This window comes from Bradyrhizobium sp. NBAIM01 (genome assembly GCF_020194115.1).
In the GTDB taxonomy this organism is placed as follows: Bacteria; Pseudomonadota; Alphaproteobacteria; order Rhizobiales; family Xanthobacteraceae; genus Bradyrhizobium; species Bradyrhizobium yuanmingense.
On the sequence record NZ_JADYVU010000003.1, the window covers coordinates 26,426 to 40,368 of the forward strand.

12 protein-coding genes are annotated in these 13,943 nt (G+C 66.7%); 5 read left to right on the forward strand and 7 right to left on the reverse strand.

Features of this window, described 5'->3' with window-relative positions:
* The first annotated feature begins 220 nt into the window (after positions 1-220).
* From I6F31_RS10915 to msrA, 3 genes are all read left to right on the forward strand, one after another.
* Positions 221-2,542, forward strand: coding sequence for a molybdopterin guanine dinucleotide-containing S/N-oxide reductase (locus I6F31_RS10915; RefSeq protein ID WP_225185386.1), 2,322 nt, complete (start codon positions 221-223; stop codon positions 2,540-2,542).
* 20 nt (positions 2,543-2,562) lie between these two features.
* Complete coding sequence (locus I6F31_RS10920; protein ID WP_036008052.1) at positions 2,563-2,985, forward strand: OsmC family protein; 423 nt, start codon at positions 2,563-2,565, stop codon at positions 2,983-2,985.
* A gap of 270 nt (positions 2,986-3,255) precedes the next feature.
* Positions 3,256-3,771, forward strand: a complete 516-nt coding sequence (gene msrA, locus I6F31_RS10925) for a peptide-methionine (S)-S-oxide reductase MsrA (protein ID WP_036008049.1) — start codon at positions 3,256-3,258, stop codon at positions 3,769-3,771.
* 70 nt (positions 3,772-3,841) lie between these two features.
* On the opposite strand, the gene I6F31_RS10930 is transcribed toward msrA, so the two are convergent.
* From I6F31_RS10930 to I6F31_RS10960, 7 genes are all read right to left on the reverse strand, one after another.
* Positions 3,842-5,002, reverse strand: coding sequence for an MFS transporter (locus tag I6F31_RS10930; RefSeq protein WP_225185387.1), 1,161 nt, complete (start codon positions 5,000-5,002; stop codon positions 3,842-3,844).
* Between the two features lie 116 nt (positions 5,003-5,118).
* Positions 5,119-6,345: a Zn-dependent hydrolase gene (locus I6F31_RS10935; protein ID WP_225185388.1), complete on the reverse strand. Its 1,227-nt coding sequence runs from the start codon at positions 6,343-6,345 to the stop codon at positions 5,119-5,121.
* Positions 6,338-7,123, reverse strand: coding sequence for an ABC transporter ATP-binding protein (locus I6F31_RS10940; protein ID WP_225185389.1), 786 nt, complete (start codon positions 7,121-7,123; stop codon positions 6,338-6,340). Before I6F31_RS10940 ends, I6F31_RS10935 begins: the two co-directional genes overlap by 8 nt.
* A complete protein-coding gene (locus tag I6F31_RS10945; protein WP_036008029.1) occupies positions 7,120-7,893 on the reverse strand; it encodes an ABC transporter permease in 774 nt (257 codons plus the stop codon). The genes I6F31_RS10940 and I6F31_RS10945 overlap by 4 nt, the downstream gene beginning before the upstream one ends.
* A 61-nt stretch (positions 7,894-7,954) precedes the next feature.
* On the reverse strand, positions 7,955-8,899 hold the full coding sequence (locus I6F31_RS10950; protein WP_036029324.1) for an ABC transporter substrate-binding protein: 945 nt from the start codon (positions 8,897-8,899) through the stop codon (positions 7,955-7,957).
* A gap of 105 nt (positions 8,900-9,004) precedes the next feature.
* Positions 9,005-9,730, reverse strand: coding sequence for a histidine utilization repressor (hutC, locus tag I6F31_RS10955; protein ID WP_225185390.1), 726 nt, complete (start codon positions 9,728-9,730; stop codon positions 9,005-9,007).
* Positions 9,727-11,085, reverse strand: a complete 1,359-nt coding sequence (locus tag I6F31_RS10960; RefSeq protein ID WP_225185391.1) for a formimidoylglutamate deiminase — start codon at positions 11,083-11,085, stop codon at positions 9,727-9,729. The genes hutC and I6F31_RS10960 overlap by 4 nt, the downstream gene beginning before the upstream one ends.
* Before the next feature lie 87 nt (positions 11,086-11,172).
* Between I6F31_RS10960 and hutI the strand changes: the two genes are divergently transcribed.
* Entirely contained in the window at positions 11,173-12,387 is a 1,215-nt protein-coding gene (hutI, locus tag I6F31_RS10965) for an imidazolonepropionase (protein ID WP_225185392.1), read from the forward strand.
* On the forward strand, positions 12,384-13,943 hold the full coding sequence (gene hutH / locus I6F31_RS10970) for a histidine ammonia-lyase (RefSeq protein ID WP_225185393.1): 1,560 nt from the start codon (positions 12,384-12,386) through the stop codon (positions 13,941-13,943). The genes hutI and hutH overlap by 4 nt, the downstream gene beginning before the upstream one ends.

Here is a 13,943-nt window from a genome sequence, read left to right on the forward strand (position 1 = left end):
ATCTGGAATCTGCTGGTCGATTGCTGCGCACGTGGATGATGCAGCGTCGGCGCCAAAACGAGCGACATGACGCGCTCGACGGCGCTCGGGAGTGTCAACGGCCTTGAGGCTGGCTTTGCGCGGGGCAGGTCAGCGTTCCCGTCAACCCTGATCTCGACGACGTCCGGAGCGGATCGGTATATTACCACCCCTGCCGACGCCGCCGGAACAAGGATCAGAGATGGACGATACGATTGGCTTCCCCGACCCCGGTCTTGACCTGTCGGACGGCTTCAAGCCGCACACCTCGCATTGGGGCGTGTTCTCCGCGCGTCAGGGCGCGGCCGGGCTGGAGGTCAGGGCCTATGCGGGCGATCCCGATCCGAACGGCATCATCGACAATTTTCCCGGCGCGCTCCGCCACCAGGCGCGCATCGCCCAGCCGGCAATCCGCCGCGGCTGGCTCGAGCGCGGGCCGGGCCCGGACGATCGCCGCGGCCGTGACGAGTTCGTCTCCGTCAGCTGGGAGAAGGCGCTGGATCTCCTCGGCGACGAGCTTGGCCGCATTCGCGACAACCGCGGACCCGGCGCCGTGTTCGGCGGCTCCTATGGCTGGTCGAGTGCCGGGCGCTTCCATCACGCCCAGAGCCAGGTGCATCGCTTCCTCAATATCGCGTTGGGCGGCTATGTGCGCTCGGTCAACACCTATTCGTCCGGTGCGTCCTCGATGCTGCTGCCGCAGATCCTGGCCGGCTACGAGGACATCACCAAGCGCAACGTCACCTGGCAGCAGATCGCGGCCGAGACCGACATCGTGCTGGCGTTCGGCGGCATGGCGCTGAAGAACTCCATGGTGGCCGGCGGCTCGATCAGCAAGCATGTCGAGCGCGGCGCCATGGCGGCGGCGCGCCGCCGCGGCTGCGAGTTCGTTCTGGTCAGCCCGCTGCGCGACGATCTGCCGGTCGAGGCCGGCGCCGAATGGATGAGTTGCGTGCCCGGCACCGACACTGCCTTGATGCTCGGCATCGTCCATACGCTGGTCAGTGAGAAGCTGCACGACCAGGCCTTCCTCGACCGCTACACCGAGGGCTGGGCAATCTTCCTGCGATATCTCAACGGTGAGAGCGACGGGCAAGCCAAGCACGCCGAATGGGCCGCCGCGATCTCAGGCGTCCCGGCGGATGCGATCCGCAAGCTGGCGCGGCGGCTTGCCGGAAAGCGCGCGCTCATCACCGTCTCCCATTCGCTGCAGCGCGCCGAGCATGGCGAGCAGCCGGTGTGGATGGGCATGGTGCTGGCGGCGGCCCTCGGCCAGATCGGCCTCCCCGGCGGCGGCTATGCCTATTCGCTGGGTGCGATCGGCTATTACGGCCGCCGCGTCAACGACGTGCCGGGACCGACGCTGGGGCAGGGCCGCAACGGCGTTGCCGATTTCATTCCGGTGGCGCGCATCGCCGACATGCTGCTCAATCCGGGCACCACGTATCGCTACAACGGCGAGACGCGCACCTATCCGGATATTCGTCTGGTCTACTGGGCGGGCGGCAATCCCTTCCATCACCATCAGGACATCAACCGCCTGCGCAAGGCCTTCGCGAAGGTGGACACGCTGGTCGTGCACGAGCTCGCCTGGACCGCCACCGCCCGCCACGCCGATATCGTGCTGCCCGCGACGATGACGCTGGAGCGCGAGGACATCGGCTATTCCACCAACGATCCCCTGATGGTCGCGATGCACCGGATCGCCGAGCCGTTCGGGCTCGCGCGTGACGATTACGATATCTTCGCCGATCTCGCCGAGCGTCTTGGGGCGCGCGAGCCGTTCACCGAAGGGCGCACGTCGCGGCAATGGCTGGAGCATCTCTACGAGCCGACCCGCGCATCGCTTGCCAAGCGCGGCCTCGAAGCGCCGAGCTTCGAAGAATTCTGGGCGCGCGGCAGCCTGGTCGTGCCGCAGCAGCCCGATGACGGCGGCCGGCTACGCCGCTTTCGCGAGGATCCCGACAATCATGCCTTGCCGACGCCGAGCGGACGCATCGAGATCTACTCGGCCAAGATCGCGGGGCACGGTGATGCGGATTGTCCCGGACATCCGGTCTGGCTCGACAAGACCGATGTTCCCAAGCCGGGGGCACCGTGCTTCCTCGTCGCCAACCAGCCCGTGACGCGCCTGCACAGCCAGCTCGATTTCGGCGGACATTCGCTGGGCTCAAAGCATCGCGACCGCGAGGTCGCGCGCATGAACCCGGTCGATGCACAGGCGCGCGGCATCAAGGACGGCGACATCATCCGCCTGTTCAACGAGCGCGGCGCGTGCCTTGCCGCGGTCCGCGTCACCGACGGCATCGTATCAGGCGTGGTTCAGCTGCCGACCGGCGCGTGGTACGATCCGATGGATCCGGAAGACGAGGCGCCGCTCTGCGTTCACGGCAATCCGAACGTGCTGACCCGCGACGTCGGCACCTCGTCCCTGGCGCAGGGCTGCACCGGCCAGTTGACGACCGTCGAGGTGGAGAAGTTCACCGGCAATCTACCGCCGATCCGCGCGTTCGATCCGGTTTAGGCAAACAAGGAGACCTTTAGATGATCCGCAAGGCAACAGCAGTCTGGAAGGGCACTGGTCGCGATGGCACAGGCCATCTGTCGAGCGAATCCGGCGTGCTTGCCGGGACGCCCTATTCATTCAAGACCCGCTTCGAGAACGAGAAGGGCACCAATCCCGAAGAGTTGATCGCCGCGGCCCATGCCGGCTGCTTCACCATGGCGCTCGCCTTCGGCCTGCAGATGGCGGGTTTCACGCCGGACGAGCTCTCGACCGAAGCCGCCGTCACGCTCGAGCCCGAGGGCAAGGGCTTCAAGATCAGCAAATCCGCGCTGACCCTGCGGGCGAAAGTGCCTGGTCTCGACGATGCCGGCTTCGCCCGGCTCGCCGGCGAGGCCGAGAAGAACTGCCCGGTGTCCAAGGTGCTCAACGCCGCCATCACGCTCGACTCCAAGCTGATCTAGGGCGATGGACTGAGGCTAGATCGCTGCAATGGCGGAGGTGCGCTCCCTCTCCCGCTTGCGGGAGAGGGTTGGGGAGATGGTGTTTCCGCAATGGGATAGTCTCCTGGAGGAGAAAGCCCTCACCCCGCCTACGGCGCGACCTGTCCCGTAAGCGGGAGAGGCTGCACCGAGCCCTAGCGACCGGGTGGGCGTCAACGCGCGGCTTTCGGCCGGGCGGCCGAAAGCCTATATGATGGACAAGCTTTTGAGCGATCATTGGGAGCACATCACATGACGACGGAACGCGCAGTTTTGGCCGGCGGCTGCTTCTGGGGCATGCAGGATCTGATCCGCAAGCAGCCGGGCGTGATCTCCACCCGCGTCGGTTACACCGGTGGGCACGTCAAGAACGCCACCTACCGCAATCACGAGGGCCATGCCGAAGCGATCGAGATCGTGTTCGATCCGGCCAGGACCAGCTTCCGGACCATGCTGGAGTTCTTCTTCCAGATCCATGATCCGACCACGCTCAACCGTCAGGGCAACGATATCGGCACGAGCTATCGGTCGGCGATCTTCTACACCAGCGAGGAGCAGAAGCGGATTGCCGAAGACACCATCGCCGACGTCGAGGCGTCCGGCCTGTGGCCCGGCAAGGTGGTGACCGAGGTCGCGCCCGCGCGCGAGTTCTGGGAGGCCGAGCCCGAGCATCAGGATTATCTCGAACGTTATCCTGACGGCTACACCTGCCACTTCATCCGGCCGGGCTGGAAGCTGCCGCGGCGCGCTGCGGCAGTCGGAGGCTAGAGCCTGAAGAAGGTGGCTCGCCGGCTGTGGCGGTCCACCTCCTCATCGGTCAAAGCCGACGCGAGTCCGCTCACGCATCGACATGCAAGGTCCGGCGCTGCTCCGCGGTGACGATCCCCGCCGTCAACGTGACGAGACCCATCAAGGCGGCGAGCAGCCAGAATGCCAGCGGCAGTCCGCCGAGCTGTGCGACGAAGCCGACGCCGGCAGGGCCCAGCAGGACGCCTGCATAGCCGGCCGTCGTGATCGCCGCGACCGCAAGTCCCGTGGGCATCACCTTTTGTTGCGCCGCCCGGCGGAATAGCACGGGCACGAGGTTCGAGGCGCCGAGCCCGATCAGCAGGAATCCGGCGATGGCGACCGCTGCCACGGGCGCGGTGAGCAGCACCACGAAGCCGGCGATCGCGATGAGGCTGCCCCACAGCAATGTCGTGCGGTCTCCGATGCGCGCAACGATGGCGTCGCCGCTAAGCCGGCCGATCGTCATCGCGATCGAGAACACGATGTAGCCGATGCCGCCTTGGGCCTCGCTGACGAGCCCGGCGCCGATCACGAGCAGCGCGCCCCAATCGAGCATCGCGCCTTCGACCAGGAAGGTGATGGCGCCGAGCAGCGCCAGCAGCAGCACCGATCCATGCGGCAGCACGAACAATGGGCCTTCCTGCACCTGCACCGAGCGAAGCAGGCGCGGCCAGGTCACGAGCATCGCGATCAGCATCAGCACGGAGCAGATCAACGTCGAGGCGAGCGCGCCGAGCTGCAGAGAGAGCAGCGCCGTCATCAGCGCGGAACCGGCGAAGCCGCCGATGCTGAACAGGGCGTGGAAGCCGGACATCAGCGGGCGTCGCGCGGCGCGCTCCACCTCCACGGCGTGGATGTTCATGGCGACGTCGATCGAGCCTAGCGCGGCGCCGAACGCAAGCAGCGCCAGCGCCAGCGACAGCGGCGAGCTTGCGACCGCCAGCAGCGGCAGCACCAGCGTCAGACCGATCCCGCCCGCGACGATGATCGGCCGGCTGCCATAGCGCGCGCTGAGCACGCCGGTCAGCAGCATCGCGATCACTGAGCCGATGCCGAGGCTGAGCAGGAGCAGGCCGAGAACTCCGTCGTCGACGGCGAGCCGCGCCTTCGCGAACGGCACCAGGGGTGCCCAGCACGCGATGCCGAAGCCCGCAACGAGGAAGGCAAGCCGGGTGGCGAGGCGGGTTGCCGGCCGGTCGGCAGAAGACATGGGAACTCCGGGAAGCAGGGGAGGAGACGGTCGACAGGCCCGAGGATTGCCGCGGCTTTATGGCAGAGCCCTGCTCGAATGGTCGTGGCAGGCGCTCAACGGCTGCATGCCTCGACCTAGCCCCCGAGGATCCGCCGGCACGCCTCGACGAACACCTCTGCGCCCGTCACGATGTCGGCATCCGCCGTGTTCTCGGTCCAGTGATGGCTGATGCCGCCGATCGACGGCACGAACAGCATGCCGGCGGGCATGACGGTCGCCAGCATCTGCGCATCGTGGCCGGCCCCGCTCGGCATGCGGATGGAACGGCCACCGGCGACGGCCTTGCTCGCGGCCTCGATCGCGTCCTGAAAGCCCGCATTCATCATCGCGGGGGCGCCGGTGCGCAGCTTCGTCACCGTGACGGTGCAGGGGCCATTTGCGCTGGCTTCGTCCGCCATGGTCCGCAGCAGTTGCTCCAGCCGCGCGATGACAAACGGGTCGTCGTCGCGGATCTGGAACAACATCTCCGCGCCAACGGGAATGATGCTCGGTGCGCCCGGATCGAGCGTGATGCGGCCGGTGGTCCAGACCGTGCGCGGGCCGCAGGCGGCGGGGAAACGCTCGTCGATCGCCACGCAGAACTTGGCCAGCGCCAGGCCCGCATCCTTGCGCACCGCCATGCACGTGGTGCCGGCATGGTTCTGCTCGCCGGCAAAGTTGATCTGGTACTGCCAGATGCCGACGATGGACGTCACGACGCCGATCGCCAGGCGCCCGCTTTCGAGCGTGTCGCCCTGCTCGATATGCGCCTCGAGATAACCGACGTGCCGTCCCGGCTCGGCGGTGATGCGCGGACGCCCCGCCAGCCCCATGTCGGCCAGGGCATCGCGCATGGTGCGGCCGCTGGTGCGGTCGCGCGCGGCGTCGATGTCGGCCTCGGTCACCTGTCCGACATAGGAGCGCGAGCCGAGGAAATGACCGAAATGTCCCTCCTCGTCGCACCAGGCGGCGACCTCGACCGCGCCGTTCACCGAAGCGTCGGCATTGAGCACGCGCGCCGCCTCCAGCGCATAGACGACGCCGAGCGGGCCGTCGAGCCAGCCGGCATAGTTCTGGCTTTCCAGGTGCGAGCCCGCCAGCAGTTTCGGTCTGGACTTCGAGCTCGTCCCGAACACATTGCCGATGCCGTCAATCGTCGCGGAGAGCTCGGCCTCGGGCAGCTTCTGGACGAGCCACTCCAGCGACAGCTTGTGCGGCTCGGAGAAGGTCGGCTTGTGCACGCCGGTCTTGTAGGCGCCGAAGGCACGCAGTGCATGGAGGTCGGCGAGAACGCGATGTCCGTCGGCACGAGCGTCAGGCATGTTCGACAACCTTCAGCGCCTCGGTTCGGATCTCCTCGACCAGCCGTTCCTTCAGCTGGACGAATTCAGGCGTGGTCTTGATCTTGTAGGAGCGCGGATGCGGCAGGTCCACATTGATTTCGGCCTTGATGCGGCCGGGGCGCGCGCTCATCACGATGACGCGGCTGCCGAGGAAGATGGCTTCCTCGATATCGTGGGTCACGAACAGCACGGTCTTCTGGTCGCGTTCCCAGATCCCGAGCAGCATTTCCTGCATCAAAGCGCGGGTCTGGTTGTCGAGCGCGCCGAACGGCTCGTCGAGCAGCAGGATCTTCGGATCGTTGGCGAGCGCGCGTGCGATCGCGGTGCGCTGCTGCATGCCGCCGGAGAGCTGCTTGGGCCAATGGTTTTCGAAGCCGGACAGCCCGACCTGGCGGATGAAGGCATCGGCGATCTTGTGTCGCTCCGCCTCGGACACGCCGCGCTCGCGCAGGCCGAAGGCGATGTTCTCGCGCACCGTCAGCCAGGGGAACAGCGTGTAGGACTGGAACACCATGCCGCGATCGGCGCCCGGGCCGGTCACCTCGCGTCCGTCCAGCGTGACACGTCCGCCGGTCGGACGGTCGAGGCCGGCGACGATGCGCAGCAGCGTGGACTTGCCGCAGCCGGAGGGACCGAGGATGGTGACGAAGTCGTTGTTGCCGATCGTGAGATCGGTCGGCTCCAGCGCCCTGGTCGGCGCGTTGCCGTGGCGCGCGGGGAAGGTGCGCGAGACCTGCTCGATCCTAAGAATGGTCATGCCAGCTTCCAGGGAAACAGCCAGGCGTTGAACGCCTTGAACAGGAAGTCCGAGATCAGGCCGATCAATCCGATCACGATGATGCCGAAGATGATCTGGCCGGTGTTGAGCAGCGCCTGGCTGTCGGTGATCATATGACCGATGCCCGAGGACGAGCCGATCAGCTCGGCGACGATGACGTAGGTCCAGGCCCAGCCCAGCACCAGCCGCAGGATCTCTGCGATCTCCGGCGCGGAGGAAGGCAGCAGCACCCGGCGGATGATCCCGCGGTCGCTGGCGCCAAGCGTATAGGCGGCCTCGACCAGATCGCGCCGCGTGGCGCCGACCGTCACCGCGACCATCAGGATCACCTGGAACACCGAACCGATGAAGATGACGAGCAGCTTCTGCAGCTCGCCGATGCCGGCCCACAGGATCAGCAGCGGGATGAAGGCCGAGGCGGGCAAATAGCGTGCAAATGAGACGAAGGGTTCGAGGAAGGCTTCGACCGGCTTGTAGGCGCCCATCAGCACGCCGAGTGGCACCGCAATGACCGCCGCGAGCGCAAAGCCGCCGACGACGCGCCAGATCGTCATGCCGATGTCGAACAGGAAGCCGTGCTTGGTGAGCAGCTCGAGGCCTTCCTGCACCATGGTGAGCGGATTGGCGAGGAAAGTCTTCGACACATGCCCGCCAAACGTCGCCCATGACCAGAGGGCGACGAACAGCACGAAGAACGCCAGGCCATATGCCGCACGTTGCTTCGATGTCACGGGATCCAGAGGACGCATCAAACTGTATCCGAATGGTGCGCCGGCTCCGCTTGAGGCGGAACCGGCAGCTTGGAGAACGTTACTTGATGAAGCTCGCGTCGTAGAGGTCCTCGACCTTCGGCACGGCCTTGATGATACCGATCTCGAGCAGGAGCTCGGCGGCCTCCTTGTTGAAGGTCAGGAACTCGCCCGCGAAGAACTTCTGGTTCGCGGCCTTGTCCTGCCAGCGCAGATATTTCGCCGAGTTGCCGAACTGCTCGCCGGTCTGCTTCACGTCGGCGCCCATGATCTCGTAGGACTTGGCCTGGTCCTTGGCGATCGTCTCGAGCGCCTCGAAATAGCTGTCGGCGAGCGCCTTGGCGGCCTTGGGATTGTCGGTGAGGAACTTCGGCGTGCAGCCGAACGTGTCCATGACCATCGGATAGTCCAGCGTGGTGGCGATGATCTTGCCCTTGTCCGGCGCGGCACGCACCGTCGACAAGTATGGCTCATAGGTCATCGCCGCATCGTTCTGGCCGGAGACGAAGGCCTGCGCCGCAGCCGCCGGCTCGAGGTTCACCACCGTCACGTCCTTCGTGGTGAGGCCGTTCTTCTTCAGCATCCAGGCCAGCGCGAAGTAGGGCGAGGTGCCCGGCGCGGAGGCGGCGACGGTCTTGCCTTTCAGGTCCTTGATCGCGGCGATGTCGTTGCGCACGGCCATCCCGTCGGCGCCATAGCTCTTGTCGAGCTGGAAGATCTGCTTGGTGGCGACGCCGTTGGCGTTCCAGGAGATCCAGGTCTCGACCGTGGTCGCCGCACACTGGATGTCGCCGGAGGCGATGGCGAGATGGCGGTCCTTCTGCGGGATCTTCTTGATGGTGACGTCGAGGCCGTTTTTCTTGAAGATGCCGGCCTCCTTCGCCAGCGTCAGCGGCGCGAAGCCGGTCCACCCGGAAATGCCGATGCCGACCTTGACGTCCTGGGCGAGCGCCGGAGTGGAGGCCGCGAGAGCAATGATTGTCGCAAATACTGTCGAACTACGCATGATTATCGTCCTCTTGCCGATCGATGGTTTGACGTCCTGTTGATCTCTGCCGGCCCATATGGGCGGTTCCGCGAAGCGTTGCACGATTTGTGCCGACATATCCTCTCAGCCACCCTTGAATCGCGCGACAAGGCGGTGAGAGTCACCGGGATAGAGCAGGCGCACGGCGGTGATCGTGCGTGCGCTGCGCCAGGTATAGCGGTCGATCACGAGACAGGGGGCGCCGACGGCGATCGCGAGCGCTTCCGCCGCGCGGTCGTCCGCAACGATGGCGCTGATCGTGTGCTCGGCCTCGGTCCATGGGACATGGTGAAGCAGCCACGAGCCGGGCGGCTCGCGCGAAAAATCCGCGGTCGCAGCATTGGGCACAGACGAGAGGTCGATCAGCCTGTCCTCGACCGCGAACGGGACCTTGTCGGCGCTGTGCCGGCAGGTGATCGCGACCACCTTGCCGGCCTTCTTCACGCCGAGCCGGTCGCGATCGGCGGCCGTCGCCGCGCGCAGCTTGCGGCCGATCAGCTCGTAGCCGTAACTGCGCCCGAGCGCGGTGATCTCGGCGCGGATGTCGGCGATCTTGAGCACCGCCGACTGATGCTGCGGCCGGCGCACGAACGAGCCGGCACGCCGGCGCCGCTCGATCAGATCGGCCTGCGCCAGCTCAGACAGCGCCTTGTTCACGGTCATGCGCGAGCAGCCGTAGCGCGCGACCAGCTCGTGCTCGAAGGGAATGCGATGGCCGGGCGGCCACTCGCCGGTCAGGATGCGCTGCTCGATGTCGCCGCGGATGCGCTTGTAGAGCGTCGGCTTGTCGGCATCGGTGACGAGGCTCATGCAACGAGCCTCCGCATCGATGCGTTGAAGCGTTCGCGTGCGGCTTGGCGTAATCCATGCTGACCGCCCTCGACCACCTTGCGGCCGCCGGCCCAGACGCAATCGATGGCGGCGCCGCCGGCAGAAAAAATCCAGCCGTCGATGACGGCATCGCGCGCGCGCCCTGCCAGCGAAGGATGCGCCGTGTCGAGCGTGACGATATCGGCGCGCGCGCCGGGTGTGAGGCCGACCGTCGGCTGCGCCAGCGCCCGCGCGCCGCCGGCGAGCGCCCCGTCGAACAGCGAGCGTCCCGTAGAGCGACCTGCGCCGCCGGAGAGGACGTTGCGCTGGCGGTGCTTGAGCCGCTGGCCGTATTCGAGCTGGCGCAACTCGTCTGCGGCGCCGATCAACACGTTGGAATCGGTACCGACGCCGAAAAGGCCACCGGCGTCGACAAACTCCCGCGCCGAGAAAGTGCCGTCGCCGAGGCTCGCCTCCGTGATCGGGCAAAGGCCGGCGACCGCGCCTGTCTTGGCGAAAGCCGTCACTTCCTCACTCGTCATGTGGGTCGCGTGAATGAGGCACCAGCGCCGATCGACAGGCGCGTGCTCCAGCAGCCATTGCACCGGACGCCGGCCCGACCAGGCGAGGCAATTCTCGACCTCCTTCACCTGCTCGGCGGCATGGATGTGCACCGGCCCGCCCTCGGCGAGCGGAAGGATCGCGGCGAGCTCGTCCGGCGTGACCGCGCGCAAACTGTGCGGAGCGATGCCGATATTGGCGCCGGGCAAGGCGCTGATCGCCTGGCGCGAGGCCGTCATCAATGCGGCGAACTGATCGACCGGGCAGATGAAGCGGCGCTGCCCGGCATGCGGCGCTGCGCCTCCAAACGAGCCATGCGCATAGAAAGTCGGCAACAACGTCAGCGCAATGCCCGAGGCTTCGGCCGCCTGTGCAATCCGCGTGGCCATCTCGGCGGGGTCAGCGTAGGGCGAGCCGTCGCGGTCGTGGTGCAGATAGTGGAATTCGCCGACGCGGGTAAAACCCTGCTCGAGCATCTCGACATACAGCAGCGTCGCCACAGCCGCGACGTCGTCGGGCGTCATCGCCAGCGCAAAGCGATACATCGTCTCGCGCCAGGTCCAGAACGTGTCGGTGGAATCGCCGCGCAATTCGGCAAGGCCTGCCATGCCGCGCTGGAAGGCGTGGCTGTGCAGGCTCGCAAGTCCGGGAAGCGCGATAGCATGGCGCTCGTCGCCGGCGGACGGCGCCACGCCCGGCGTCACCGCGGCGATCGCGCCGGCGGCGATCACCACCTGCACGTCATTGGCCCAGCCGGAAGGCAGGAGCGCGGAAGCGAAATGCAGTCGGGTCATGATCTACACGCCGGCTGGACAGAACCGTCTTACGATTATATGTCTAGACATATAAGTCAAGCATCCCCAGGGCGAAGGGATACACGCATGGCAGAGCGCTTCGACCGGATCTGGCACAATGCCCGCCTCGCGACGATGCGGGTCGATCGTGCCGATCTTGGCGAGATCGAGCATGGTCTCATCGCCGCACGCGGCGGTCGCATGGCCTATGCCGGCGCGAAAGCGGATTTTCCCGCCGATGCAGACGCGATCGAGCGGATCGATTGCGAGGGGCGCTGGATTACGCCCGGTCTCGTCGACTGCCATACTCATCTTGTCTATGGCGGCAATCGTGCGCACGAATTCGAGCTGCGCCTGAAGGGGGCAAGCTATGAGGAGATCGCGCGCGCCGGCGGTGGCATCGTCTCGACTGTGGCGGCAACGCGCAAGGCGAGCGAAGCCGAGCTCGTCGCAGGCGCGCTGCCGCGGCTCGACGCGCTGACGGCTGAGGGCGCCACCACGGTCGAGATCAAGTCCGGCTACGGCCTCGACACAGAAACCGAGATGCGCCAGCTCGCGGCTGCGCGCAGCCTCGGCCGTGAGCGGTCGGTTACGATCCGCACGTCGTTCTTGGGCGCGCATGCGCTGCCGGTCGAGGCGGGTGGCGACAAGGATGGTTACATCGATCTCGTCTGCAAGGAGATGCTGCCGGCGATCGCAAACGCGGGCCTCGCCGATGCCGTCGATGCCTTCATGGAGGGCATCGCATTCTCCGCCGAACAGACTGCGCGGGTGTTCGAAGCGGCGAGGGGACTTGGACTGCCGATCAAGCTCCATGCCGACCAGCTCTCGAATCTCGGCGGCGCTGCGCTTGCCGCGAAATTCTCGGCGCTCTCAGCCGATCATCTCGAGCACACTGACGAAGCCGGTGCCGCCGCCATGGCGAGGGCCGGCACTGTCGCCGTGCTGCTGCCCGGCGCGTTCTACTTCATTCGCGAGACGCAGAAGCCGCCGGTCGAGACGTTCCGCAAGCACAACGTTCCCATGGCGCTGGCGACCGACTGCAATCCCGGCAGCTCGCCACTGACCTCGCTGCTGCTCGCGATGAACATGGGCGCGACATTGTTCCGGATGAATGTGGCCGAGTGCCTCGCCGGCGTTACCCGTGAAGGCGCGCGGGCGCTCGGCCTGCTGAACGAGATCGGCACACTGGAAACCGGCAAATGGTGCGACCTCGCGATCTGGGAGATCGAGCGGCCGGCCGAGCTGGTCTACCGCATCGGCTTCAATCCGCTGCACAAGCGGGTATGGAGGGGGCAGTGACGGAGCAGGAGACAGCGATCGTCGTCAAGCCGGGAACAGTGAGCCTCGACGATCTCTCGCGGGTGCTCGAAGGCGCCCCCGTCGTGCTCGATCCTTCGTTCTGGCCGCGTATCGATGCGGCTGCGCTGATCGTTGCGCAGGCCGCGCAGGCCGACGTCCCCGTCTACGGCATCAACACCGGCTTCGGGAAGCTCGCGTCGAAGCGCATTCCGCCGGACCAGACCGCGCTGCTTCAGCGCAACCTGATCGTCTCGCATTGCTGCGGCGTCGGCCAGCCGACGCCGGAGCTCATCGTCCGCCTGATGATGGCGCTGAAGATCGTCTCGCTCGGCCGCGGCGCTTCCGGCGTGCGCCGCGCGGTGATCGAGCAGTTGCAGGACATGCTGGCCCGTGGCGTCTATCCGCTGGTGCCGCAGCAAGGCTCGGTCGGCGCCTCCGGCGATCTGGCACCGCTCGCGCATATGACGGCCGTGATGATTGGCGAAGGGCAGGCGATTGTCGATGGCAAGATCGTGTCCGGCAGCGAGGCACTCGCCGCCGCCGGCCTCAAGCCGCTGACCCTTGGGCCCAAGGAAGGCCTCGCGCTGATCAACGGCACGCAATTCTCGACCGCCTACGCCCTCTCGGGCGTGTTGCGCGCATTTCGCCTCGCCCGCGCCGCGCTCGTGACCGGTGCGCTGTCGGTGGATGCGGCGATGGCCTCGACGGCACCGTTCCGCCCTGAAGTTCAGGCGCTGCGCGGCCATGCCGGCCAGATCGCGGCGGCCGCGACGCTGACCGCGCTGCTCGACGGCAGCGACATCCGCCTCTCTCACCTGGAAGGCGACGAGCGTGTGCAGGATCCCTATTGCCTGCGCTGCCAGCCACAGGTTGCCGGTGCCGCGCTCGATCTGATCACGCAGGCCGCGCGCACGCTGATCGTGGAGGCCAATGCCGTCACCGATAACCCGCTGGTGCTGGTCGAGACCGGGGAGATCGTCTCCGGCGGCAATTTCCACGCCGAGCCGGTGGCGTTTGCCGCAGATGCCATCGCGCTGGCGCTGTCGGAAATCGGTGCGATCAGCGAGCGGCGCATCGCGACGCTGGTCGACCCCGCGCTCAATTTCGGACTGCCGCCGTTCCTCACGCCAGATCCCGGCATCAATTCCGGTTTCATGATCGCCGAGGTGACGGCGGCCGCGCTCTATGCCGAGAACAAGCAGCGTGCGCTCGCCTGCTCGATCGATTCGACGCCGACCAGCGCCAATCAGGAAGACCATGTCTCGATGGCCGCGCATGCTGCGCGGCGCCTGTCCGACATGGCCGACAATCTCGCCGCCATCCTCGGCATCGAGCTTCTGGTCGCTGCCCAAGGCATCACGCTGCGCGCGCCGCATGCAACCAGTGCGCCGCTGGTCGCCGTCATTGCCGCATTGCGCGAGCAGGTGCCCGCACTGGGCGCCGATCGCTACATGGCCGGCGATCTGGCCAAGGCCGCTGCATTGATCGAGGCCGATGCGCTTCCAGCTGCTGCGCTCGCCCAGCTTCCCACCGATCCGTTTCCGAGACTCGTCTGA

What these genes read in the sequence shown, in the direction of transcription:
- I6F31_RS10915 (WP_225185386.1), top strand. Translation starts at nt 221, where the DNA reads ATGGACGATACGATTGGCTTCCCCGACCCCGGTCTTGACCTGTCGGAC.
- I6F31_RS10920 (WP_036008052.1), top strand. Translation starts at nt 2,563, where the DNA reads ATGATCCGCAAGGCAACAGCAGTCTGGAAGGGCACTGGTCGCGATGGC.
- msrA (WP_036008049.1), top strand. Translation starts at nt 3,256, where the DNA reads ATGACGACGGAACGCGCAGTTTTGGCCGGCGGCTGCTTCTGGGGCATG.
- I6F31_RS10930 (WP_225185387.1), bottom strand. Translation starts at nt 5,002, where the DNA reads ATGTCTTCTGCCGACCGGCCGGCAACCCGCCTCGCCACCCGGCTTGCC.
- I6F31_RS10935 (WP_225185388.1), bottom strand. Translation starts at nt 6,345, where the DNA reads ATGCCTGACGCTCGTGCCGACGGACATCGCGTTCTCGCCGACCTCCAT.
- I6F31_RS10940 (WP_225185389.1), bottom strand. Translation starts at nt 7,123, where the DNA reads ATGACCATTCTTAGGATCGAGCAGGTCTCGCGCACCTTCCCCGCGCGC.
- I6F31_RS10945 (WP_036008029.1), bottom strand. Translation starts at nt 7,893, where the DNA reads ATGCGTCCTCTGGATCCCGTGACATCGAAGCAACGTGCGGCATATGGC.
- I6F31_RS10950 (WP_036029324.1), bottom strand. Translation starts at nt 8,899, where the DNA reads ATGCGTAGTTCGACAGTATTTGCGACAATCATTGCTCTCGCGGCCTCC.
- hutC (WP_225185390.1), bottom strand. Translation starts at nt 9,730, where the DNA reads ATGAGCCTCGTCACCGATGCCGACAAGCCGACGCTCTACAAGCGCATC.
- I6F31_RS10960 (WP_225185391.1), bottom strand. Translation starts at nt 11,085, where the DNA reads ATGACCCGACTGCATTTCGCTTCCGCGCTCCTGCCTTCCGGCTGGGCC.
- hutI (WP_225185392.1), top strand. Translation starts at nt 11,173, where the DNA reads ATGGCAGAGCGCTTCGACCGGATCTGGCACAATGCCCGCCTCGCGACG.